Origin of the sequence: Bacillus sp. CH_70 (assembly GCF_038007045.1) — a bacterium.
Taxonomy (GTDB): Bacteria; Bacillota; Bacilli; order Bacillales; family Bacillaceae_G; genus Bacillus_A; species Bacillus_A cereus.
Genome location: NZ_JBBOWL010000001.1, coordinates 4,090,775 through 4,114,484, shown reverse-complemented (window position 1 = coordinate 4,114,484; position 23,710 = coordinate 4,090,775). Strand labels below are relative to the sequence as shown.

Below are 23,710 nucleotides of genomic sequence, written 5' to 3'. Positions count from 1 at the left end.
TCACAAATATTGTGGCAACCTTCTTTTTATTGTTCTTGTGTCTCTTTTTCTTTTTCTCGTTCAGCAGCCATTTCAGCAGCAATTACGTCGATTTCTTTTTTCAGTTCTTCTACCATTGTTTCTTCTGGTACTTTACGAACGACTTGCCCTTTACGGAATAATAATCCCTCTCCACGTGCACCAGCAATACCGATATCAGCTTCACGAGCTTCACCAGGACCATTTACAGCGCAACCAAGTACTGCAACTTTAATTGGTACTTGAAGTGTAGAGATGTATTCTTCCACTTCGTTAGCGATGCTAATTAAATCGATTTCAATACGACCACAAGTTGGACAAGAGATAAGTGTCGCTGCGTTAGACGCAAGACCGAATGATTTTAATAATTCACGAGCAACTTTTACTTCTTCAACTGGATCAGCACTTAATGAAATACGTAGTGTATTTCCGATGCCTTTACTTAAGATTGCTCCAAGACCAGCGGCACTTTTTACAGTTCCAGCAAACAATGTTCCAGATTCTGTAATACCTAAATGTAATGGGTAATCAAAAGCGCGAGCAGCTTTCTCGTATGCTTCGATTGCTAAGTTAACATCAGAGGCTTTCATAGATACGATAATATCGTGGAAATCTAAGTCCTCTAAAATTTTAATATGATGTAGCGCGCTCTCAACCATACCATCAGCAGTTGGGTATCCGTACTTTTCTAAAATGTGGCGCTCTAATGAACCAGCGTTTACACCAATACGGATTGGAATACCGCGCTCTTTTGCTGCATTTACAACAGCTTCTACTTTATGGCGACGACCAATATTACCTGGATTGATACGTACTTTATCAATGCCACCTTCAATTGCTTTTAAAGCAAGGCGATAATCAAAATGAATATCAGCAACAAGTGGAATGTTGATTTGTTTTTTTATATCAGCAATAGCATTAGCTGCGCGTTCATCTGGAACGGCAACGCGGACGACTTGACAGCCAGCTTCTTCTAAACGCTTGATTTCAGCAACTGTTGCTTCAACATCATGTGTTTTTGTTGTTGTCATACTTTGTATAATTAATTCATTATTACCGCCAATTGTTAAATTACCGACTTTAACTGGACGTGTTTTTGTACGATGAGTCATTTCATTCACGAATAGATCGCTCTCCTTATAAAAGAAGTTTCTTATTTAGTCCCTCATATCAATGATAGTATACGTGATATAGGGCTATAGAAACCGAAGTGCTCGGTTTCACTTTTACTATTGTATCAGCGCCTTTATGTAATTGACAAGGATTAAGTGATGGCTTATTGATATAACGGGAATTTATAAGACTTTCCAATTTGTATTTTTGTAGCAGATGTACTTTTGTTTAATTGTTTAAAGTCGTCAATGACTTTTTCTATGGAAGGAATTTTTTTCTTGTTAATTTGTTCTGTAATAGAAAGAACTGTCTCGCCAGTTTTTACTTCAATTGTTTTATAAGATGTATCCGTTTCTTTTTCTGTTTTATTCTCTTTATTTTGTTGGCTGTCTGTGTTTTCTTTTTTAATCGTTTGGGCAGCAGTTGTTTTTTTATATGAACTTAACATCGGTAAAGTACCGATTTTTATATCGTAATAAAATATATAACCGAGAACAAGCACGAATAGGAATATACCTAACCTCTTCATATTCTTCACTCCTTTGCTAGGAATATATGCTTGTCCAAAAAAAAAATGCCTATTTAGGCATTTTTTTATTTTTCTTTCGGTTGGGGTACCTCTTTAATCGTTAAGTATAGAACGATTAAAACAACAGCGATATAAATGAATGTTGCCCCAGGTACGACGATTTTGAATAAATCCATAATCATGAAGAAAATGGTTGGGATTGTGTAGCTGTATGCAGTTAGTGTCCAAACTTGTTTATAGGATAGTTTACGTTGACCGCTCATAGCAGAACCGATGAACGCAAGTAAAGTCACGCCTACAAAAGTGATGAATAATTGGAATAGGTACACTAAGAATCCAATAACAAATAATAAAATTGGATAAATATTATCGAATAAAGAAATAAATTCTTGTAGATCTTTTTTCTCAAGAGATGCACCTAACAAATCGTTATAAGAATACGTTTGTGTTTGACCATTTCCCATAGAGACTACTTTATCTTTTAAAACAAATAAACCTGTTTTATTTTGATATTTTTCTAGGTCTGTTGAATTTGGATCAAATACGAAAAGTGCATTTCCTTCTTCTTTTTCAATAGGCTGATCAATATCGGCTTTTAGTTCGCCATTTTCAATTTTAAAATCAGGTAAATCTTTATCGATGACTTGATTTACCATGCCTACACCATCTTGGATAAAACTACCGTACAAAAAAGTTCTTGGAATAGTAGTAATTAAGCAAAGTAGCATAATATACAAAATGGTTTTACCGATTTTTTGAAAACGGAATAGCGCCATATCTTTAGGCGAGTATATGCTTTTTACGAATTGGGTAAATATGGACATAGATTCACTTCCTTTATGTATGTATAAAATCATTGTAACGTAGGAATCTACAGAATCTCAAGATATATTATATTTACATATAGTGGAGATAACTAAATTTCTTTTTATTAACTTTCTTCTTTTAAATAAGAAAAATACAATTGACACTTTTCTTTTCTATATGGTAAATTTATCTTACATTTCTTAAAGGGCATATCCGATAGGAATTCCTTTATTTGATATGTTGTTACATACATAATTGTGGACCCTTAGCTCAGCTGGTTAGAGCAGACGGCTCATAACCGTCCGGTCGTAGGTTCGAGTCCTACAGGGTCCATATCCATTTCGCATGTTTATTATGTTAGCAGGAAGCTTCCTTGTAGAAGGAAGCTTTTTTTACGGAATATATGAGCATTTTAATTGAAAAGAAGTGGGAATTTTGCTACTTTAATGATAGCAAGACAATGTGATTTATTTGTTTGCACCCTATGGCAATTAGGGTAGAATGAAGTTGTATGTCACTTAAGTGGCAATACATAAACTGGGAGGAATATAACAATGGCAAAACACGAATTACCAAATTTACCTTATGCGTATGATGCTTTAGAGCCTCACTTTGACAAAGAAACAATGAATATCCATCATACAAAACATCACAACACGTACATTACAAACTTAAACGCTGCTTTAGAAGGTCATGCAGAATTAGCTGACAAAAGCGTAGAAGAATTAGTTGCAAACTTAAACGAAGTACCAGAAGCAATCCGTACAGCAGTACGTAACAATGGTGGCGGACATGCTAACCATACATTCTTCTGGACAATCCTATCTCCAAACGGCGGAGGACAACCTGTAGGTGAACTTGCAACTGCAATTGAAGCAAAATTCGGTAGCTTCGATGCATTCAAAGAAGAATTCGCAAAAGCTGGCGCAACTCGCTTCGGTTCTGGTTGGGCTTGGTTAGTAGTAAACAATGGTGAGCTAGAAGTAACAAGCACTCCAAACCAAGATTCTCCTTTAACTGAAGGTAAAACGCCAGTTATCGGTTTAGATGTTTGGGAGCATGCTTACTACTTAAACTACCAAAACCGTCGTCCAGACTACATCGGTGCATTCTGGAACGTTGTAGATTGGAACGCTGCTGAAAAACGTTACCAAGAAGCAAAATAATTGTAATAAATATAGAAAAAAGCTAGGGGAGAACCCCTAGCTTTTTTTCTATGCTTTCCTTTTACATAATTGGGCTTGTCTTTGGAAGACTAGAACATGAAGTAAAGGAGAGTTGTGTATGAAGTGGAAACATATAATTGGTGACGTTGAAGTGAATCGGGATTTAGTGTTATTGCTCCTTATAGGAGGTTTATACACGCTCGCAATTTCTTTATCGAATACGTTTGTAAATATTTATTTATGGAAACAAACACAAAATTATGTGAATCTTGGCTTGTATAATTTGGCCAGCGTTATATTACAGCCTCTCACATTTCTTGTAGGGGGAAAATTAGCGAAACGTATCGATCGCTCGATTTTATTACGAATAGGAGTAGGAACGCTCGCAATTTTTTTTATTGTTGTCTTAGTAGCGGGGAAAAGTGCTTCTCAGTATATTTTATTAATGGGGGCTCTTTTAGGAGTAGGATACGGTTTTTACTGGTTGGCTTTTAACTTATTGACATTTGAAATTACAGAACCAGAAACAAGAGATTTCTTTAATGGGTTTCTTGGACTTCTTACATCCTTCTCTGGGATGATCGGACCAATAGCAGCAGGATACACAATTTCACGTATGGAGAAATGGAGTGGTTATACTGTTATATTCTTTCTTTCATTAGTTCTATTTGCAATTGCTGTCGTCTTAAGCTTCTTTTTATCTAAAAGAGAATGTGAAGGGCGTTATGAAATCGTGCAAGTATTGAAAGAACGACGGATTGATAAAAACTGGGGAAAGATTACACGAGCTCATTTTTTCCAAGGATTGAGAGAAGGAACGTTTATTTTTGTCATTTCAGTATATGTTTATTTAGCAACTAATAGTGAGTTCGCATTAGGGAAATATAGTTTAGTGAACTCTGCTGTATCCTTTGTATGTTATTACTTAGTTGCTCGTATGTTAAAGAAGGAGTGGCGAAAAAAAGCAATTTTACTTGGAGGCATTATTTTATATGCTGTCGTCTTTTTAGTTATTTTCAATGTTACATACACGAAATTACTTATTTATGCGGCATGTATTGCGATTGCATATCCTATTTTACTTGTTCCGTATGGATCAATGACATATGACGTAATTGGTAGAGCGAAAAATGCGAGAGAATGGCGTGTGGAATATGTCGTTGTTCGGGAGCTGTGGTTAAACGCCGGAAGAATCTGTTCTATTTTAAGTTTTTTATGTGCTGTACTATTCTTTCCACCTGAAAAAAGTTTACCTTACTTATTATGTATTTTAGGTGCTGGACATTTTCTTATTTATTTTGCAGTTAAAAATGTCAAATATGATGAGGGAAATGCGAGTAAAACAAGTGTTGTAACGCAAGGGAACGCGCAAAACCAAACTGAACCAGAAGGTTAACTTCTCGTTTGTTTTATGCTAGAATAGAAAAAGATGTAAGACAGCAGTGAGGACACCTGTATGAAGGTGTCCCTTTCACATTACATAGCTGTTGGTAGAGGGGGTTTGTATGAGCAAGAAGCAGAAGCAAAATAAGAAAAAGACCCACGTTCCTTTTCGGTTAAACGTGCTGTTTTTCTGCGTGTTTTTAATGTTCTCCGCGGTTATTGTAAGGCTCGGATATGTACAAATTGTTCGCGGTGAAGAATATAAGAATGAAGTGGAGAAGAAAGAAAACTCAACGATAAGTAATCCTGTACCGCGTGGGAAAATATTTGACCGTTATGGGCGACCTGTAGTAGATAATGCAGCCATTCGTACTATTACATTTACAAAAATGAAAGGATCAACTGCAGAGGATCGCTTAGAAACAGCGAAAAAGCTAGCAGATTTGATTGAAGTACCGACAGATAAATTAACAGATCGCGATAAAAAAGATTATTGGCTTGCTATGCATAAAGAGGAAGCTAAAGAAAAAATTACGAATAAAGATCGTCAAGAGTTTAAAGATAAAAAAATTGATGATAAAGAATTAGACGAGCGTCAGCGCAGTCGTGTAACAGAAGAAGAGATTAATCAATTATCCGCAAAAGATCTAGAAATACTAGCGATTAAGAGTAAGATGGATGGCGGATATGCAATGACACCTCAAGTTCTTAAGAAAAATGCAACAGATGAAGAATATGCGATTATTAGTGAAAATTTAGCGCAATTGCCGGGAGTAGATACAAGTGTTGATTGGGAACGAAAATATGCATATGATGGTGATTTGTTCCGAAGTGTACTTGGTGGTGTAACAACTTCTGACGAAGGTTTACCAAGAGAAAGACTAGATTACTATCTTGTTCGTGATTATAATCGAAATGACCGAGTAGGAAAAAGTTATCTTGAACAACAGTATGAAGATAGTCTGCACGGTACGAAAGCAGAAGTTAGAAATGTTACAGATAAAAACGGTAATATTTTAGAAACGATTAATGTATCAAAAGGACAAAGTGGTAATGACCTGAATTTAACGATTGATATGGAATTACAAAAGCGTGTGGAGGATATTCTTACGAAGAATTTAATGAGATTTAAAGGAAGCGAACCTCTTTTAGATCGCGCATTCGTTGTAATGATGAACCCAAAAAATGGTGAAGTTTTATCTATGGCTGGGAAACAATTAGTTAACGAAGATGGTCAAACGAAAGTAAATGACTTTGCATTAGGTACCATGACAAGTTCTTATCCGATGGGGTCAACTGTAAAAGGTGCAACAGTACTTACTGGATATCAAACTGGTGCGATTCAACCAGGTTCAGTACAATTGGATGAACCAATTAAATTAAAAGGTACACCTACGAAGTCATCTTGGAAAACGATGGGATATATTAATGACCTTACAGCTTTAAAAATGTCTTCTAACGTTTATATGTTTAAAACAGCGATGAATATCGCCGGTGTTCAGTATGTGAGAGGTGGTACGTTAGATATACCTCAAAAAGCATTTGATACGATGCGTTATTATTTCGGACAGTTTGGACTTGGTGTAAAAACAGGAATTGATTTACCGAATGAATCTGCTGGTCAGATGGGGAGAGGTAGTCAACCAGGTTTCTTACTAGATTTATCAATTGGACAGTATGATACGTATACACCGCTTCAATTAGCGCAATATATTTCGACGATTGCCAATGGTGGATATCGTATGCAACCACAAGTTGTAAAAGAAATTCGTCAACCGGCAGTGAAACCAGATGAAGTTGGGAAAGTTGTTCAATCTATGGAACCGAAAGTATTAAATCGTGTTGATATGCCAGAATCGCAAATTAAACGTGTTCAAGAAGGATTTAGACAAGTGTATAATGATTCAGGTGGTACAGCTACCAAATACTTTACAGGTGCAAAATATAAAGCGGCAGGGAAGACAGGTACCGCGCAAACTGTGTATGGCGGAGATAAAGAGATTGGTAGAAAGGCAAATGGTGAACGTGTGGAAACATATAACTTAACATTAGTAGGTTATGCGCCACTTGAAGATCCAGAAGTAGCATTCTCTGTTGTTGTTCCATGGGTACATGATGATAAGACTGGTATTAATGGATATATTGGTCGTGAAATTATGGACGCCTACTTTGATTTAAAAAACCAAGAAGTAAATGGTGAAGCTCCAAAAGATGATAAAAACAATAAAAATAAAGATCAAGATGATGAATAAAAAAATTTTAAAAAAGCACACTATCTGAAAAGATAGTGTGCTTTTTTTTATGGTTTATGCATATCGTGTAATAAATGTGGACAAGTATACAATATTGGGAAATACGCGGCCTTATAAATAATACTTGTATATGATGAGATAGGGGATAACTGTTTTATAGGGAAATTATCAGAGAAAATGAATAACTACTACCGATTAAAATTGTATCCCGCTATTAACGGGCAGTAAGACCCCCATCTCAAAATTCAGCGAAAGCAAAAAAGTTAGGTGGGGGTCGGGCTGTCCGTAAAAGCCCGATTGGTGAGGGCTGATTAAAGTTTCACTTTATCGTATGTTGATTTTTGTGGAACTTTACAAAACTTTTACAAACAATTAAAACCGAATTAATAGTTTAGCAGTATTCTTATATCTGTAATCCTGTTATTTCCGGTTACTTCTAGGAGGAAGAACACGTGAAATGGATGCGTACACCGATTATAATTTTCGTACTATCGATATGGTTCCTCTGTTTTGAAATGTCTACTGCATTTGCTTTAAATGATATGGGAGAAGTGAGAGTTGATGGATCCTCAACGGTTTTTCCTATTATAGAAGCAGTAGCGGAGGAATATACAAAGGTGCATCCAGACGTGAAAATTTCCATCAGTGTTTCTGGAACTGGAGGAGGATTTAATCGTTTCAGTAAAGGAGAAGTAGATATAAATAATGCTTCGAGAGTAATGAAACAAGTCGAGAAAAATGAGATGAAGAAAAACTCTATTCAGTTCACACCTTTTGAGGTCGCTAACGATGGTCTTACAATCGTTGTGAATCGGCACAATACATGGGTAGACGATATGTCAGTAGACGAGTTACGTTTACTGTGGAGTGAAGATGGAAGAGAGAAGCGATGGTCACAAATTCATTCAACATGGCCACGTGAACAAGTGAAGTTTTATGCACCAGGCGTAGACTCTGGTACTTATGATTATTTTCAAAATGTCATCTTACAAAATCATCGCATTGTAAAAAAAGTCTCTTTGTCTGAAGATGATCAAGTTATTATGCAAGGGGTAATGAATGATAAACATGCCATTGCTTTTGTAGGATATGCTTATTATATGGCTAATCGAGATAAGGTGAAAGCAATAAAAGTGAATGGTGTATTTCCGACGAAAGAGACCATTCAGTCAGGTAAGTATAAGCCGTTATCTAGGCCGCTACTTACTTATGTGAATAATGCATCTATCCGAAATAAAATGAATGTAGCAAACTATGTTGAGTTTATGATTCAGCATGTTGGTAACCTCGCTGAAGAGGTCGGGTATGTAAAATTAAGAAAAGAAAAATACAATGAACAGCTGCGTATGTTAACAGAAATAAAAAGGTAATGTCAGGGTGGAAAGGGGTTTTCATCTTTGGCTCATAATGACAAAAGTCAAATTACATTTTCTGTACAACATTTGATTGAAAGAAATACAAAACAAAGAAAAAAAACGCAGCGAATCAATCGAATAATGCCTTTGTTACTAAAAATAATTGCTAGCGTTTCTATTGTTACGACACTTGGAATTGTTTTTACGCTCTCTAATGAAACAATCATGTTTTTTCAAAAAATATCATTGTACTCCTTTTTGACGGAGAAAGAATGGTTACCGTTTTTTGAAAATCCTAAATTCGGTATATTACCACTTATATGTGGAACGTTCCTTGTAACAGCAATCGCTATGTTTGTAGCAATTCCTATTGGTTTAGCGTGTGCCGTATTTTTAAGCGAATATGCTTCAAATAGTGCACGGAAAATATTAAAGCCGATGTTAGAGCTATTAGCAGGTATCCCGACAATTGTATATGGTTTTTTTGCATTAACAATTGTTACGCCGCTTTTACAAAGGATTATACCAGATTTACAGTTTTTTAATGCGATTAGCCCAGGAATCGTTATCGGATTTATGATGATGCCTACAGTTGCATCTCTATCTGAAGACGCGATGAGAGCTGTGGCGAAAGGGACGAAAGAAGCTTCATTAGCACTCGGAGCGACGCGGTTTGAAATGGTAAAACAAGTGGTGTTTCCGTCCGCTTTTACAGGGATTATGGCAGCAATTATATTAGCGGCTTCGCGTGCAATTGGTGAAACGATGATTGTTGTAATTGCGGCAGGATCCACACCAAATGTATCGCTTGATCCGACACATTCTATTCAAACGTTAACAGCCTATATTGTGCAAGTAAGTTTAGGTGATGCTCCGCATGGAACGATTACGTATTACAGCATGTATGCTGTAGGTGCAACATTATTTTTGTTTACTTTTATTATGAACATCATTTCGCAGTCAATTATGCGCCGTTTTAGGAGGATGACATAATATGCGGATGTTGAATCATAAAAAAATACAAAAAAACATGGCATCACGCTTTTTAAAAGATCGAATTTACAAATTGTTATTTTATATAGCGATTTTATTTTCAATCGTAATTTTGTTTGTGTTACTGTTTCAAATTGTTGAAAAAGGTATAAGCTATCTTTCAATAGATTTCTTTACAAATTTCGCTTCACGTAATCCGAAAGAAGCTGGTATTGCTGCAGCTTTGTCAGGGACAATATTATTTATGAGTATTGTTATACCTGTTTCTTTTATATTTGGAGTTGGAACAGCCCTTTATTTAGAGCAATATGCGAAGGAATCTCTATTTAAAAAAATAGTAGAGATTAATAATCAAACATTAGCAGGAGTACCATCCGTTGTATTTGGATTGCTTGGTTTAACTATTTTTGTATATGCTCTTCATTTAGGAGAGAGTATAGTTGCAGCAGCACTGACGATGAGTTTACTCGTCTTACCAACAGTTGTTGTGGCGAGTCAAGAAGCAATCCGATCAGTACCAAGTGCATTATTAGAGGGTTCTTACGGATTAGGTGCTACGAAGTGGCAAACGATGTATCAAATTGTATTGCCATATGCTTTCCCGGGGATTATAACGGGCTGTACGTTAGCGATATCAAGAGCAATTGGAGAAGCAGCACCACTATTAGTTATTGGGGCACTTGCGTTTGCAAATTATGTTCCATTTAGTATGTTTGATAGATTTACAGTTTTACCAATTCAAATTTTTAATTGGATGAGTAGGCCACAAGAAGAATTTCAGTATGTAGCAGCAGCTGGGATGATTGTTTTGTTAGGTTTGTTGCTATTTATCAATATATTTGTTTTATGGTTACGAAATCGAAAATAAGTTGGAAGTGGATGAAAGGGGAATTCAAATGGTAGCAACAGTAGTAAATGTACAGGTGAAAAACGAAGAGAAAATCGAGACTGCGCCAAAGAAAGTAGTATTTGATACGAAAAACTTAAATTTATGGTATGGGGAAGACCATGCTTTAAAAGATATTAATTTAAGTATTCATGAGAATGAAGTTACAGCAATTATCGGTCCAAGTGGCTGTGGTAAATCAACGTACTTAAAAACGTTAAATCGCATGGTAGAGTTAGTACCGATCGTTCGAACTACAGGTGTAATTGAGTATAGAGAACGCAATATATTTGATAAATCATATCCAGTTGAAGAATTAAGAACGCACGTAGGAATGGTGTTCCAAAAGCCAAATCCATTTCCAAAATCTATTTATGAGAATGTAGCATACGGTCCAAAAATCCATGGTATTCGTGACAAAAAGACATTAGATGAAATTGTTGAGAAAAGTTTACGCGGAGCAGCGATTTGGGATGAGTTAAAAGATCGTTTGCACGATAATGCATACGGTTTATCTGGTGGACAGCAACAGCGTCTATGCATCGCACGTTGCTTAGCTATTGAGCCAGACGTTATTTTAATGGATGAGCCAACATCGGCACTAGATCCAATTTCAACATTAAAAGTAGAAGAATTAATTCAAGAGTTAAAGAAAGACTTTAGTATTGTTATCGTAACGCATAATATGCAACAAGCAGCGCGTATTTCAGACAAAACCGCTTTCTTCTTAAGCGGGGAAGTTGTGGAGTATACAGATACAAACAAATTATTTACGACGCCTTCAGATAAGCGTACAGAAGATTATATTACAGGTCGCTTTGGTTGATATCGTTGCAAAGCTAAGAGAAAATGCCCTCTTAACAGAGGGCATTTCTTATTTTTATCTCACTTTAATAGGGAAGTAATACCTTCTCTTTATCTTAAGGTTTATTACAAGCGTAAGAGGTTATGTAGGAGATTTATCCCGCTATTTGCGGGCAGTAAGACCCCACCTCAAAATTCAGCAAAAGCAAAGAAGTTAGGTGGGCAGGCGGCCTGTAAAAGCCCGATTGATGAGGGGTGATTAAAGTTTCACTTTGTATATAATGGCACATAATATTGAGGGGGAAGAAAAAATGGTAAGAGAACAGTTTCAAGGTGATTTAAAAGTGTTACAGCAAAAGGTGATTGAGCTTGGCGAATTAGCAAATGCGGCTTTATTGATTGCTATGGAAGGTCTGCATACAAGGGATGTAGAGAAAGCGTTAGAGGTCATTGATGGTGATTACCGTATGGATAATTTAGAAGAGGAAATAAACGATCTTGCGCTTATGCTCATTACGAAGCAACAACCTGTAGCAAGTGACTTAAGAAGGATCTTTATTTCAATTAAAACAGCGACAGATTTAGAGCGTATTGCAGATCATGCTGTTAATATTGCAAAGGCTACAATTCGTCTTGGGGAAAAAGAAGTGGCTGTTAGTTTGCACAACCTGGATGAAATGTTTGCGGTTGCAAATAAGATGTTGCATTTAGCGTTAGAAGCATATGAACAAGAAAATTTAACTTTCGCGAAACAAATTGCTGAAATGGATGATTCCGTTGATGAAATATATGGAAAAGCAATTCGTGAGTTTATATCTTCAGTTCCGGAACAACCAGAAGCAATTACGCAAATTACACAATTATCATTTGTGGCGAGATATATTGAGCGTGTAGCAGACCATATTACAAACATTGCTGAAAATGTATTTTATTTAGTAAAAGGAAAGCATTATTTATTGAATGAGTAGGAATGAAAGTAGGTGATGAGAAATCACCTGCTTTTTTTAGTCAAAACATGACAAAAAAAGCTCGTTGTTTCCTTTAGTTTATGATGATAAGATGTATCATAATGTAATGGGAAAATTAGTATATATGTTGTTCGTTAATAAGTATTATTTATCAATTAATAGTAAGCGCTTTCTTGTTGTTTGAAACGTACGTTTTTATAGGTGGGAAATTTAATTATAGGGTCTTTTAAATGAGGATTCGTTTAACTAATCAAGTTTATGCTGCTAGTTCATGTGGGATAGAGAATATACATATGGTATATGGAGCTACTGAACATTATATAAGTGGAGGCTGAAGTATATGAAGGGGGTTATTTTAGCTGGAGGAAAAGGAAGACGCCTTAGACCATTAACATGTAATACTCCAAAGCCGATGTTACCATTATTAGAAAAACCAGTTTTAGAATACAATATTGAGTTATTACGCCAGCATGGTATTCGTGAAATTGCAATTACTGTTCAATATATGAGTACGACGATTAAGCGATATTTTGGTGATGGTAGTAAATGGGGAGTTAACTTGTATTATTTTGAAGACTCTCCTCCGCTTGGTACAGCAGGGAGTATTAAACAAGCAGAACAATTTTTAGATGAAACATTTGTTGTAATAAGCGGGGATGCATTAACTGACTTTCAATTATCAGAAGGAATTAGGTTTCATGAACAAAAGAAAAGAATGGTAACAATGTTTGTGAAAGAAGTAGAAAATCCACTCTCATTTGGATTGGTTGTAATGAATAAAGACCAGGAGGTTACACGATATATAGAAAAGCCGGGCTGGAATGAGGTAGTATCTAATGTTGTGAATACAGGCATATATATTATGGAGCCAGAAATCTTTTCTTACATACCGCCTAGACAATTTTTTGATTTCAGTCATGATGTGTTTCCGTTATTGGCAAACAAAAATGTGTTATTCGCATATTTGTCAGAAGGTTATTGGTTAGATATCGGCACATTTAATCAATATCGACAAGCACAATTTGATTTGTTAACGAAAAAGTTACAAGTACCTATTCCTTATACGGAAGTATTACCGATGGTATGGATGGGAGAAGGGGTGACGATTGGGAAAGGGACAAAAATTCATGGCCCCTCTTTCATTGGAGAAGGAGCAAAGATTGGTACAGGAGCTGTAATTGAGCCATATTCTATTATTGGAAAAAATAGTATCGTTTCAAATTATTCTCATCTTCAAAAAAGTATTGTTTTTGCAAATGCCCATATTGGAAAGTATTGTGAACTATTAGAAACGACAATAGGAGAGCGTACAATAGTTGAAGATGACGTTACACTGTTTCAAAAAAGCATTGTAGCGGATCACTGTCATATCGGGAGAAGTACGATAATTAAGCAAAAAGGAAAACTATGGCCTTATAAGGCGATTGATAGTCATTCGATAGTAGGAGCGGCTGGTATTCAAGAGAGTGAAATGAGTGCAGGGTGGTTACAAAAAAGCCGCATTGTAGGAAGAGGGAATGTTGAAATTACTCCCCAGTTTATCGTGAAGATTGCGATGGCGTATGGCTCTCTTTTTACAAAAGGAGAAAGTATATTAATTGGAAGTCAAGAAAATATAGAAACAACCTCTTATAAAAATTTATTTTTACATGCTATTCATGGTATAGGGATTCATACGATGGAATGCAAAGAAATGAACGAGTCACTTTTTCAATATAGTGTTCATCATTTGCAATGTGCAGGTGGGGTTTTCATTCAAGTGGAGAATGAGAATGAGATTGTTATAAAGTTGTATGGTCAAGCTGGCATGCCGTTAACGTATAAGCAGCAAAAAGAGATAGAACAAGTATATATGTCCGAATTGTTTTATTACGTGCATGAGAAAGAGATGGGGAGAAATAAGCTGGTTCATGTTTCTATGAATGAGTATATAGAAGTTATATTGGGGCATATTGATATCGAGAAAATACAGATGCAGAAGTTTCATCTTCTTATTAATAAGAGAAATGATACGTTGCAACATTTACTTATGCTCTTTCTACAAAGACTTGGTTGTACAGTTACATGGATTTATGCAAGCGAACAAAAAGATCATGTGAAAGCTTTGATGAAATCAAGTAAAGCAAATATGGCTCTTATGTTTTCTGAGCAAGGAAATCATTTCGAGTTATACGATAAACATAGTAATATTTACCAAGGTACAGATTTGGAAGAGGTAGATATTCCAGATTTCTTACTCGAATCTACAGGAAATATTTACCCAATGTCTTTGAAATTAGGAGAATGTTATCTTCTGTTTTATACGCAGGATGAAAGGAAGTCGTTTCAAGTAAGGTGGAAGCGAGATATTTTATATCGAATTGGAAAATTATTTGAGCTAATAGCATTGCAAGGAAAAACGTTTCTCAGCATAGTAGAGCAATCACCTCCGCTCTATTTACTTTATGATGAAGTGGTATGTTCATGGAATGAAAAAGGGAAAATTATGAGGAAATTATTGGATGATATTGAAAGGAAGGGAGAAGGTATATTTGAAGGAGTACAGTTCAAATATACTGAAAAAGAGTGGTCTTATATCGTTTCTGACACAAAACAACCAAAATTTTTAGTGTATTCACATGCTAGAAACCCAGTAATAGCAAGGGAAAACATGAAAAATCTTATAGAAAAAATTAGACAATATCAAAAGGTGTAGAATTTTTATTTTAAAAGTGGTATTATAGTATAGTCTGATTTAAGTTATTAGTACTGGAGGGAAATAAGAATGCGTGTGAATATTACTCTAGCATGTACAGAATGCGGAGATCGTAACTATATCTCAAAGAAAAATAAACGTAACAACGCTGAGCGTATCGAGCTTAAAAAGTATTGCAAGCGTGACAAGAAGTCTACGTTACACCGTGAAACAAAGTAAGCAGTAGGAATATTTTCCTACTGTTTCTTTTTTTATTCGATTCCTATGTTAAAAGTGATACACTATCATCATAGAGTAAAGTGTCACTGTAAGGAGGAGAATGTGTGAAAGAAGAGAAAGTGCGTTTGCGTAAACAAATAATAGAACACATGAATTCTTTATCAGAAGAACAATATACAACTTTATCAGAACAGATTGCATTTTCGTTGTATGCGCAAAAAGAGTGGGTTGAAGCTAAAACAATTGGAATTACTCTCTCAATGGAAAATGAAGTGAATACATATCCTATTATCGAAAAAGCTTGGGAAGAAGGAAAGAAAGTTGTAGTTCCTAAGTGTAATAAAGGAACAAGAACGATGTCCTTCCGGAAAATTAGTGATTTTGATCAATTAGAAACGGTGTATATGAACTTACGTGAACCGATTCCGGGACTTACGGAAGAAGTGAGTGCGGATGACATTGATCTTCAAATTGTGCCAGGCGTAGCTTATACAGAGCGAGGAGAACGGATTGGATACGGCGGGGGCTATTATGATCGTTATCTCGTGCATTATAAAGGGAAAACGCTATCATTAGCATATGATTTTCAAATGGTAAAACACATTCCGATAGAGCCATTTGATAAAAATATAGAAAAAATTATTACAGAAAAAGGAACAATGCTTATAAATGAGCTTGTATAGACAAATAAAAATTGACGAGACTTTTTCTTCTTGATTATAATAAAATATGTGAACGTTTTCTTATTATAATTTTTATAGTAAGTGAGCATAGAGGGTGATGAAATGGTATCTATTTATGATATTCAGCAATTGCTAAAGAAATTTGGTACGATTATTTATACGGGAGATCGAATTGCAGATTTACAATTAATGCAAGATGAATTGCGTGAATTAAATCAATCACAGCTAATCGATCCACAAGACTATCAAACAGCTTTATTTTTATTGAAGCAAGAAATTCAAAAAGAGCTAAATAAGAATTAGATAAAGGTAGGTAAGCAACATGGAAGAGAAATGGTTAGTTGGTGTTGACCTTGGTGGTACAACGATTAAATTAGCATTTATTAATGTATACGGCGAAATTTTACATAAGTGGGAAATCCCTACAAATACAGGTGAGCAAGGAAAACATATTACACTTGATGTTGCGAAAGCAATTGATAAAAAGCTAGAAGAATTAGGCGAATTGAAGAGCAAGTTAATTGGTATTGGTATGGGAGCTCCTGGCCCTGTACATGTGGCATCTGGAATGATTTATGAAGCGGTTAATTTAGGGTGGAAAAACTATCCGCTAAAAGATTTATTAGAAGTAGAAACAGGATTACCTGTTGTTATTGATAATGATGCAAACTTAGCAGCGCTTGGTGAAATGTGGAAAGGTGCTGGTGAAGGTGCAAAAGATTTAATCTGCATGACACTTGGTACGGGCGTTGGTGGTGGTGTAATCGCCAATGGTGAGATTGTACACGGCGTGAGTGGTGCTGCTGGTGAGATTGGACATATTACAGTAGTTACAGAAAATGCTTTCCCATGTAATTGCGGGAAGTCTGGTTGCTTAGAAACAGTAGCATCTGCGACAGGTATTGTACGTGTTGCTATGCAAAAAATACAAGAGACTAATAAAGAAAGCATGTTGCGTTCTATGTTAGCTGAAGAAGGACGTATTACATCAAAAGATGTCTTTGAAGCACTTGGACAAGGTGATGAATTAGCAGGCGAAGTAGTAGAAAAGGTAGCTTCTTATTTAGGGTTAGCTGTAGCGAACCTATCTAGTACGTTGAACCCAGAGAAAATTGTTATTGGTGGAGGCGTGTCTAAAGCTGGAGATGCGCTATTAGAACCAATTCAACGCTATTTCGAGCAATACGCTTTCTCACGTGCTGTAAAGAGCACGAAGTTAGCTATTGCAACACTTGGTAATGATGCAGGTGTTATCGGAGGAGCTTGGCTTGTAAAAAAGCACAAATACGAAGCGAAGATGATATAAGTTTTGAAATATGAAAAGAGGAAGGGGGAACCCTTCCTCTTTTTGTGTGAAATCTCGATGAAGAATAAAGTGTAAACGAATTAAGCTGCTGGTGGATACCCGTTATATAGAACAGTCATGATCGTAAACCATCCGAAAACGAGTACAGTTGCAATTGCAAAGCCGCTCGCGAAAAAGTTTTTTTCACGAAGTGTTCTAAGCGTAGCAAATACAGCTAACAGAGTGACAAGTGTAAAAATAATAACAAGGCCCATGCAATATCCTCCTCTGTCTACCCATTTCTTATTATGAGTTTTTGGAATATTTACTCTTTTATATTGTACATGTTTTAAAAATGATTGTCGAGATAGCATCCTTTCTTTTCCTAAGAGAAAGAAATGTTGTATCATTAAAAGTAAGTTTAATAACTGGAGGAGATTTTCATATGGAATGGATACAAATGCCGTTAGGCCCATTACAAACAAATGCTTATATTTTAATGAACGATCAAAAAGAGTGCATTATCTTTGACCCTGGGCACGAAGGTGAAAAGCTCGTTACATATTTACAAGAAGAACAATTAAAACCATTGGCTGTTTTATTAACGCATGCTCACTTTGATCATATCGGTGCTGTTGATGCGGTAAGAGACGCTTTTCATATTCCTGTATACGTACATAAAGAAGAAGCAGATTGGTTAGGAGATGCAACTGTAAACGGCTCTCAAATTTTTATGATGAACCGCAGTATTACAGCAAAACCAGCGGATCATATTATTGATGCAGAAGGTACATTAACAATTGGATCATTTAATTTTGAAATTTTTGAGACGCCAGGACATTCTCCAGGAAGTATTTCTTATTATAGTAAAGAGGCAAATGCTGTATTCTCAGGAGATGTATTGTTCCAAATGAGCATTGGAAGAACAGATTTGCCTGGTGGAAGTTTTGCTGAATTAATTGGAAGTATTGAAGAGAAATTATTTGTATTACCAGATGAGACAGCGGTGTTATGTGGACATGGTCCAGAAACAAGCATTGGTTTTGAAAAAGAAAATAATCCGTTTTTACAATAAGGAGTCATTATGGGAATGGAGCTCATTTTAAGAGAATGGATGGGGAAAGAAAAGGATTATTCAATTTCATATAGTACGTATATGAACCTTGTATTGTATACAGAAGGTCATGGATATTATATGAAAGAACGTGAAAAGATTGGAAGACAAGGGGATTTTTTTACAAGTAGCAATGTATCCTCTGTTTTTGCAAAAACTTTTGCTAAACTTTTTATTCGTCTTGTTGAAAATGGTGAAGTTGCTTCGAATATTTGTGAGGTTGGTGGGGGAACTGGAAAGTTTGCCTATGATGTTTTACAAGAATGGAAGCAATTATCTCCAAAAACCTTTATTGATTTAAACTATTCAATGATTGAAGTGAGCCCTTTTCATAGGAAATTACAGCAGGAGCACCTTAGCTCATTTTCTAATGTATCGTACTATACCTCTTATAGTGAAATGGGAGATTCTTTCGAGGGAATTCTTTTTTCGAATGAGTTGTTTGATGCATTTCCTGTTGAAATAATTGAGAAAAGAAATGGTATGTTGTATGAAGTGCGTATTACATATACAGAGGAAGGAAGCCTTTCAGAAATATGTAGGCCGTTAGATAAAAGAATTGGTCGATATTTATTGAAATATAATATTCATATTGCTGAAGGGCAACGTTTTGAAGTACCACTTGTGATGGAGGAGTATATAAAAGAAATTGCGAAATGGTTTCAAAAAGGTATATGTATTACAGTTGATTACGGATACACAAAAGAAGAATGGATGCATCCAGCACACCGTGAAGGAAGTTTGCGAGGTTATTATCAGCATAAGCTAATACGTAACCCACTAGCGCATCCAGGTGAAATGGATCTTACTACTCATATTCATTGGGACGAGCTAAAGGAGATGTTTAGTATGCAAGGAATGAGTGCAGTATGGCATAAGAAACAATCTGAGTTCTTGTTAGCTGCAGGGATATTAGAACAGCTTAAGAGCCATCAAGATATGAATCCTTTTTCTGAAACGCAAAAACAAAATCGAGCAGTTCGTTCTATGATTTTGAATGGAGGAGTAGGGAGTGCGTTTGATGTTGTTATACATACAAAAGATATGCAACATTTACATTTGGATCGGTATGTAACAATATAAAAAACAAGACACAGTATATACTGTGTCTTGTTTTTTAATACGACTTATGTAGTATTATATATTTCCTCTCATGATATATATTTATATTAAAGATATGAGATAAAAAATATAGAATACGTTCTTTTTCTTCGATTATTAGTCCCTAACCTAATAATACGCGAACGAGTTGAATTATTGTTTCGTTCTCTACTTTGTAATAAATTTCCAATCCTTTTCTTTCACTAGAAACGATTTTAGCGCTTTTTAATTTTGCTAAATGCTGTGAAATTGTAGATTGTGGCATGTTTAAGCCAGTGTACATTGTAGAAACGTTGCTTGGACCGCGCTCAATTAATCCTTTTACGATACATAAACGAACAGGATGAGCCAGCACTTTTAATAATTCTGCATTACTTTCATATAGTTCTAATTCTTTTTGAAAGGTTTCTAACATGTTCTTTTCCACCTCCGTGTGAGCTATTATACCATACTATACATACCAAAAATTTAAAGAAAAGAAAATAGTTGTTGCAGAAAAAAAGTCCTAAAGTAAAGAAATTGTAAGAAAAGAGACCATGATGTAAATAAAATAGGTAAATTAGCACGTTTTTGTAAAATGACATTTTTGGGTGAAAATTTCGATGCGTTTTAAAAATTGAAAGATATAGATATATTTGTAACACAATTTTATCATGATTTTCTTATTCTTTCAAATGAATATACGAAATTTTTAAAATAATATGACAAAGGAATTATAATGATATATATAGAATATAAAACAGGTTAAAAGAAAAGAAGCTGAATGTAATTCGCTTCTTTATGGTGATAATGAAATATTTGATTACGGCTGATAAATCTTAGGATAATCAAGTCATTAGTCATTTATTCTAAAATTCATCTTTTAGCAACGTTAAAAATCTGTGATTCCATATGTTCTCGTAAAAATCAATTGTCTCTTTTGCGGACATAAAAGGATTATTCAACGTAGAGGTTGTTTTCTGTATCATAAAGTTTTCGTATCCCAGTCCGTGGGCAAACTTAATCGTAGCATCCATACAGTACTCTGTTTGGGCACCGCAAAATTCAATGCGATTTACAGATAATTGATCTAAAATTTCTTTTAAGTTTGTTTTATAAAATGAATTTGCATGTGTTTTTCTTACAAAAAAATCTTGTTCTTGAACATCAAGATCGGTATGAATAGCCCAAAGTTCTTTCTCGGGTACTAAATCATCATCACAATGTTGAACAAAAAGGATTGGTTTATTTAATTTTCTGTATGAAGAAATTCTTTTATTTACTTTTGTTAGTAAGTTCTGTAAATCAAATAAATGCTCTCCGCCATAACATACGCCATTTTGTAAATCGATAACGATTAAAATATCTGCACAAGTATCCATTATTTTTACCCCTTTTTTATTTTTTAATATATCAATTAATCCATTATTTAGAAATAGATAATATACTTTTATTTTTTATGGACTATAAGAAAAATTTCAAATGACTATAGCTAAATCGCATAAAAAGAAGATATGAAAACCTATTCTCATATCTTCTTTTTTCTCTATGCATTTACAGGTTCTTCTACATAAGAAAGGGCATTTTCAAAATCGGATATTAAATCGTTAACATTTTCAAGACCGACTGATAACCGAAGTAATGAATTAGAGATTCCTCTTTCATCACGAGCTTCTTGCGACAGTGCTGCATGTGACATTTTTGCTGGATAAGAAAGAATTGACTCTACAGCTCCTAAACTAACTGCAAAAACAGGTAATTTTACTTTTGATAAAAATTGGCGGAGTGCATCTTCTGACTGCAAAGTAAATGATAAGACTGCTCCAGCTGATGTTGCTTGAGATTGTTGAATATCAAATCCGAGATGTGTTTGTAATCCCGGATAATAGACATTTTGTACTTTAGCGTGCTCTTGTAAATAATGTGCAATTTTATTGGCATTTTTAGCTGAATGCTCGAGGCGTACATGTAATGTTTTTAGACCGCGAAGTACGAGAGAACAATCTTGAGGTCCTAAAATAGCACCGAATGCATTTTGTAAAAATCCAAGCTTTTGAGCGAGTTCTGCATCTTTTACTACTGCTAATCCGGCAGTAACATCACTATGCCCAGCAATAAATTTTGTGGCACTATGAAGAACAACATCAGCTCCAAGTTCAAGTGGTTTTTGGAATAGTGGTGTCAAAAATGTATTATCAACAAAAGTAAGAGCCCCAATAGATTTTGCAAGTTTAGAAACCTCGCGAATATCTGTCACCTTTAAAAGTGGATTAGAAGGTGTTTCTACATAAAAGAGCTTTGTATTTGGTTTAATGCTTTGTTTTATTTCTTCTAAATTGGTCATATCAACAAATGTATGTGAAACACCGTAACGGGAGAGTACCTCAGTTATCACTCGGTAAGTGCCTCCGTATACATCTTCTGAAATGAGTACGTGATCACCTTGTGAAAGAAGGAGGAATGCAGTGGAAATCGCTGCAATGCCTGATGCAAAGGCGAATCCTTTTGTTCCACCTTCTAATAAAGCAATGATATCTTCAAGAGCTTCACGAGTTGGATTTCCTGACCTGCTATAGTCATATTTTCCGAACGTATCTACATCAAACTGGTGAAAAGTTGATGTGTTATAGATAGGAACGTTCACAGCTCCTGTTTGCGAGTCATGTTTATATTGGTTGTGTAGTAAGAGTGTATCTATAGAATAACTCATATTCTTACACCTTCTTTTACAAGTTTAATGGCTTGCTTTAAGTCTTGAATTAAATCGTTACTATTTTCAATGCCAACGGAGAATCGAAGAAGACGATTACATACACCGTTTGCTGTTCTAATTTCTTCAGGAATATCAGCATGTGTTTGCGTTGCTGGATAAGTCATTAAACTTTCTACACCACCAAGACTTTCGGCAAATGTAATTAAGGATAAAGATTGTAAGAATGGATTAATCCAAGCTTCATCTTTAAGGCGAAATGAAATCATGCCGCCTCTTCCAGGATAAAATACATCTGTCACCCCGTCTTCATCATTTAAATATGCAACAACTGCTTTCGCATTTTCTTCATGCTGTCTCATGCGAAGCGCTAACGTTTTCATACCGCGAATTAATAACCATGAGTCAAATGGGCTTAAAACTGCACCTGATGCATTATGATAATGAGCGATTTCTTCACAAAGTTCCTTTCCTTTTGCAACGACAAGTCCGCTTAGTACATCGTTATGTCCCCCTAAATATTTCGTTGCGCTGTGAAGTACAATGTCAGCACCTTCTGTTAATGGTTGCTGTATATAAGGTGTGTAGAATGTGTTGTCTACAATAAGAAGTAGTCCGTGCCTTTTCGCTACAGTTGCGACAGCAGCAATATCAGTAACTTGCATTAATGGATTAGTTGGAGTTTCTATGAAAATAGCCTTCGTTTCAGTTGTGATAGCTTGCTCAATTTGTTTAATAGACTGTGTATTTACGTATCTACATCGAACATTCCACTTTTTTTCATGTTCAGAAAATAATCGATACGTTCCACCGTATAAATCTTCAGATACAATAAGTTCGTCTCCAGAGCGGAATAGAGAAAGGACGAGGAGAACAGCCGCCATCCCTGAACTACAGGCATAACCTTGTTCGCCATATTCTAAGTCTGCGATTGCCTGTTCTAAAAGACCTCGAGTTGGATTGCCAGTTCGTGAATAGTCAAAGCCAGTAGATTTACCAATTCCTTCATGACGATAAGCGGTTGAGAAATAAACTGGTGGATTAACCGTTCCAGTTGTAGTTTCACTGCGATTGCCGATTTGTGCTAGTTTTGTTTCGATTGTTGACATGTGAAAATTCCTCCTTTTTAAATTGAAACATTAAGTGAATATAAAATAAAAAAAGCCTTCTAAGAAGAAGGCTTTCGGTTTGAATAGAGTCTTCTTCTCATCTGTCAAATCTTTCACAATTTGCTGGAATTAGCACCTTATTAACAAAATGTTAATGGTTGCTGAGGCGTCACAGGGCCAGTCCCTCTACCTCTCTAGATAAGAATGTTCGTATGAAATTTTTATTATGTTTTTAACTTTACAACAAAAGATAATTGAATTGCAACTTTATTTTGAAAAATTTTTATTTTTCCGCAAGTGTCATTGACTTTTACTTTTGTGCATGCTAAATTTATTAAAAAATTAACAAACATTGTTAAAAGGGGAACGCATTTCCTTTTAGCTACATAAATAAAATAATAAAGACAACTCTTATTGAGAGCGGTGGAGGGAAAGGCCCTGTGAAACCCGGCAACCTTCAAACGAAATGTTTGAAACGGTGCTAATACCTGCAAAACGAATGTTTTGCATAATAAGAGGAGGAACGATTATGTCCCCCTCT

The 23,710-nt window shown here is 35.4% G+C and carries 23 protein-coding genes, 1 tRNA gene and 2 riboswitches; of the genes, 16 read left to right on the top strand and 8 right to left on the bottom strand.

Annotated elements, in window-relative coordinates; translation table 11 throughout:
• Positions 1 to 26: 26 nt before the first annotated feature.
• The 3 genes from ispG to yqgB form a co-directional block, all read right to left on the bottom strand.
• A complete protein-coding gene (gene ispG / locus N2V79_RS20995; protein ID WP_161114734.1) occupies positions 27 to 1,130 on the bottom strand; it encodes a flavodoxin-dependent (E)-4-hydroxy-3-methylbut-2-enyl-diphosphate synthase in 1,104 nt (367 codons plus the stop codon).
• Positions 1,131 to 1,294: 164 nt separating this feature from the next.
• Positions 1,295 to 1,660 (bottom strand): protein YqfZ, encoded by a 366-nt coding sequence (gene yqfZ, locus N2V79_RS20990; RefSeq protein WP_000825415.1) that lies wholly within the window; start codon positions 1,658 to 1,660, stop codon positions 1,295 to 1,297.
• A gap of 65 nt (positions 1,661 to 1,725) precedes the next feature.
• A complete protein-coding gene (gene yqgB / locus N2V79_RS20985) occupies positions 1,726 to 2,484 on the bottom strand; it encodes a protein YqgB (RefSeq protein ID WP_000021895.1) in 759 nt (252 codons plus the stop codon).
• 242 nt (positions 2,485 to 2,726) lie between these two features.
• On the opposite strand from yqgB, the gene N2V79_RS20980 reads away from it, so the two are divergent.
• The 14 genes from N2V79_RS20980 (at position 2,727) to glcK (ending at position 17,177) form a co-directional block, all read left to right on the top strand.
• Positions 2,727 to 2,800, top strand: a tRNA-Ile gene (locus N2V79_RS20980).
• A 221-nt stretch (positions 2,801 to 3,021) separates the two neighbouring features.
• On the top strand, positions 3,022 to 3,633 hold the full coding sequence (sodA, locus tag N2V79_RS20975; protein WP_001052031.1) for a superoxide dismutase [Mn]: 612 nt from the start codon (positions 3,022 to 3,024) through the stop codon (positions 3,631 to 3,633).
• A 118-nt stretch (positions 3,634 to 3,751) separates the two neighbouring features.
• Positions 3,752 to 5,029 carry an MFS transporter gene (locus tag N2V79_RS20970; protein WP_023523062.1) on the top strand — a complete coding sequence of 426 codons (1,278 nt, stop codon included), beginning with the start codon at positions 3,752 to 3,754 and terminating at the stop codon, positions 5,027 to 5,029.
• Positions 5,030 to 5,138: 109 nt separating this feature from the next.
• Positions 5,139 to 7,268: a peptidoglycan D,D-transpeptidase FtsI family protein gene (locus N2V79_RS20965; protein ID WP_098678671.1), complete on the top strand. Its 2,130-nt coding sequence runs from the start codon at positions 5,139 to 5,141 to the stop codon at positions 7,266 to 7,268.
• Between the two features lie 461 nt (positions 7,269 to 7,729).
• The gene (locus N2V79_RS20960; protein WP_206702091.1) at positions 7,730 to 8,638 is read left to right on the top strand and encodes a PstS family phosphate ABC transporter substrate-binding protein; all 909 of its coding nucleotides are present in this window, start codon (positions 7,730 to 7,732) and stop codon (positions 8,636 to 8,638) included.
• A 27-nt stretch (positions 8,639 to 8,665) separates the two neighbouring features.
• Positions 8,666 to 9,616 carry a phosphate ABC transporter permease subunit PstC gene (pstC, locus tag N2V79_RS20955; protein ID WP_000940904.1) on the top strand — a complete coding sequence of 317 codons (951 nt, stop codon included), beginning with the start codon at positions 8,666 to 8,668 and terminating at the stop codon, positions 9,614 to 9,616.
• 1 nt (position 9,617) lies between these two features.
• Positions 9,618 to 10,484, top strand: coding sequence for a phosphate ABC transporter permease PstA (gene pstA, locus N2V79_RS20950; RefSeq protein ID WP_029443309.1), 867 nt, complete (start codon positions 9,618 to 9,620; stop codon positions 10,482 to 10,484).
• Between the two features lie 28 nt (positions 10,485 to 10,512).
• Positions 10,513 to 11,328, top strand: coding sequence for a phosphate ABC transporter ATP-binding protein (pstB, locus tag N2V79_RS20945; RefSeq protein ID WP_000226681.1), 816 nt, complete (start codon positions 10,513 to 10,515; stop codon positions 11,326 to 11,328).
• A gap of 289 nt (positions 11,329 to 11,617) precedes the next feature.
• Positions 11,618 to 12,274, top strand: a complete 657-nt coding sequence (gene phoU / locus N2V79_RS20940; RefSeq protein WP_000251246.1) for a phosphate signaling complex protein PhoU — start codon at positions 11,618 to 11,620, stop codon at positions 12,272 to 12,274.
• A 340-nt stretch (positions 12,275 to 12,614) separates the two neighbouring features.
• Positions 12,615 to 14,969 (top strand): sugar phosphate nucleotidyltransferase, encoded by a 2,355-nt coding sequence (locus tag N2V79_RS20935; protein WP_048563824.1) that lies wholly within the window; start codon positions 12,615 to 12,617, stop codon positions 14,967 to 14,969.
• Between the two features lie 69 nt (positions 14,970 to 15,038).
• The gene (rpmG, locus tag N2V79_RS20930; protein WP_001265616.1) at positions 15,039 to 15,188 is read left to right on the top strand and encodes a 50S ribosomal protein L33; all 150 of its coding nucleotides are present in this window, start codon (positions 15,039 to 15,041) and stop codon (positions 15,186 to 15,188) included.
• Positions 15,189 to 15,292: 104 nt separating this feature from the next.
• Positions 15,293 to 15,871 carry a 5-formyltetrahydrofolate cyclo-ligase gene (locus tag N2V79_RS20925; protein ID WP_069356203.1) on the top strand — a complete coding sequence of 193 codons (579 nt, stop codon included), beginning with the start codon at positions 15,293 to 15,295 and terminating at the stop codon, positions 15,869 to 15,871.
• Positions 15,872 to 15,973: 102 nt separating this feature from the next.
• Complete coding sequence (locus tag N2V79_RS20920) at positions 15,974 to 16,174, top strand: YqgQ family protein (protein ID WP_000253699.1); 201 nt, start codon at positions 15,974 to 15,976, stop codon at positions 16,172 to 16,174.
• 19 nt (positions 16,175 to 16,193) lie between these two features.
• Positions 16,194 to 17,177, top strand: coding sequence for a glucokinase (gene glcK, locus N2V79_RS20915; protein ID WP_000391701.1), 984 nt, complete (start codon positions 16,194 to 16,196; stop codon positions 17,175 to 17,177).
• 80 nt (positions 17,178 to 17,257) lie between these two features.
• Here glcK and N2V79_RS20910 read toward each other — a convergent pair whose 3' ends face one another.
• Complete coding sequence (locus N2V79_RS20910) at positions 17,258 to 17,431, bottom strand: DUF2759 domain-containing protein (protein WP_000524852.1); 174 nt, start codon at positions 17,429 to 17,431, stop codon at positions 17,258 to 17,260.
• Between the two features lie 170 nt (positions 17,432 to 17,601).
• Between N2V79_RS20910 and N2V79_RS20905 the strand changes: the two genes are divergently transcribed.
• Positions 17,602 to 18,231: an MBL fold metallo-hydrolase gene (locus tag N2V79_RS20905; RefSeq protein WP_098127707.1), complete on the top strand. Its 630-nt coding sequence runs from the start codon at positions 17,602 to 17,604 to the stop codon at positions 18,229 to 18,231.
• A 9-nt stretch (positions 18,232 to 18,240) separates the two neighbouring features.
• Positions 18,241 to 19,353: a class I SAM-dependent methyltransferase gene (locus N2V79_RS20900; RefSeq protein ID WP_340720195.1), complete on the top strand. Its 1,113-nt coding sequence runs from the start codon at positions 18,241 to 18,243 to the stop codon at positions 19,351 to 19,353.
• A gap of 142 nt (positions 19,354 to 19,495) precedes the next feature.
• Here the strand turns inward: N2V79_RS20900 and N2V79_RS20895 are convergent, their stop codons facing one another.
• The 4 genes from N2V79_RS20895 to metI all read right to left on the bottom strand — a co-directional run bounded on the left by N2V79_RS20895 (position 19,496) and on the right by metI (position 23,169).
• Positions 19,496 to 19,786 carry an ArsR/SmtB family transcription factor gene (locus N2V79_RS20895; RefSeq protein WP_000894377.1) on the bottom strand — a complete coding sequence of 97 codons (291 nt, stop codon included), beginning with the start codon at positions 19,784 to 19,786 and terminating at the stop codon, positions 19,496 to 19,498.
• A 433-nt stretch (positions 19,787 to 20,219) separates the two neighbouring features.
• Positions 20,220 to 20,732, bottom strand: a complete 513-nt coding sequence (locus tag N2V79_RS20890) for a cysteine hydrolase family protein (RefSeq protein WP_069356200.1) — start codon at positions 20,730 to 20,732, stop codon at positions 20,220 to 20,222.
• A gap of 164 nt (positions 20,733 to 20,896) precedes the next feature.
• Positions 20,897 to 22,060 carry a cystathionine beta-lyase gene (metC, locus tag N2V79_RS20885; protein ID WP_023523020.1) on the bottom strand — a complete coding sequence of 388 codons (1,164 nt, stop codon included), beginning with the start codon at positions 22,058 to 22,060 and terminating at the stop codon, positions 20,897 to 20,899.
• On the bottom strand, positions 22,057 to 23,169 hold the full coding sequence (gene metI / locus N2V79_RS20880; RefSeq protein WP_000103889.1) for a cystathionine gamma-synthase/O-acetylhomoserine thiolyase: 1,113 nt from the start codon (positions 23,167 to 23,169) through the stop codon (positions 22,057 to 22,059). The genes metC and metI overlap by 4 nt, the downstream gene beginning before the upstream one ends.
• 94 nt (positions 23,170 to 23,263) lie before the next feature.
• Positions 23,264 to 23,374, bottom strand: a riboswitch (SAM riboswitch).
• 203 nt (positions 23,375 to 23,577) lie between these two features.
• A riboswitch (SAM riboswitch) is annotated at positions 23,578 to 23,687 on the top strand.
• The last annotated feature ends 23 nt before the right edge of the window (positions 23,688 to 23,710 follow it).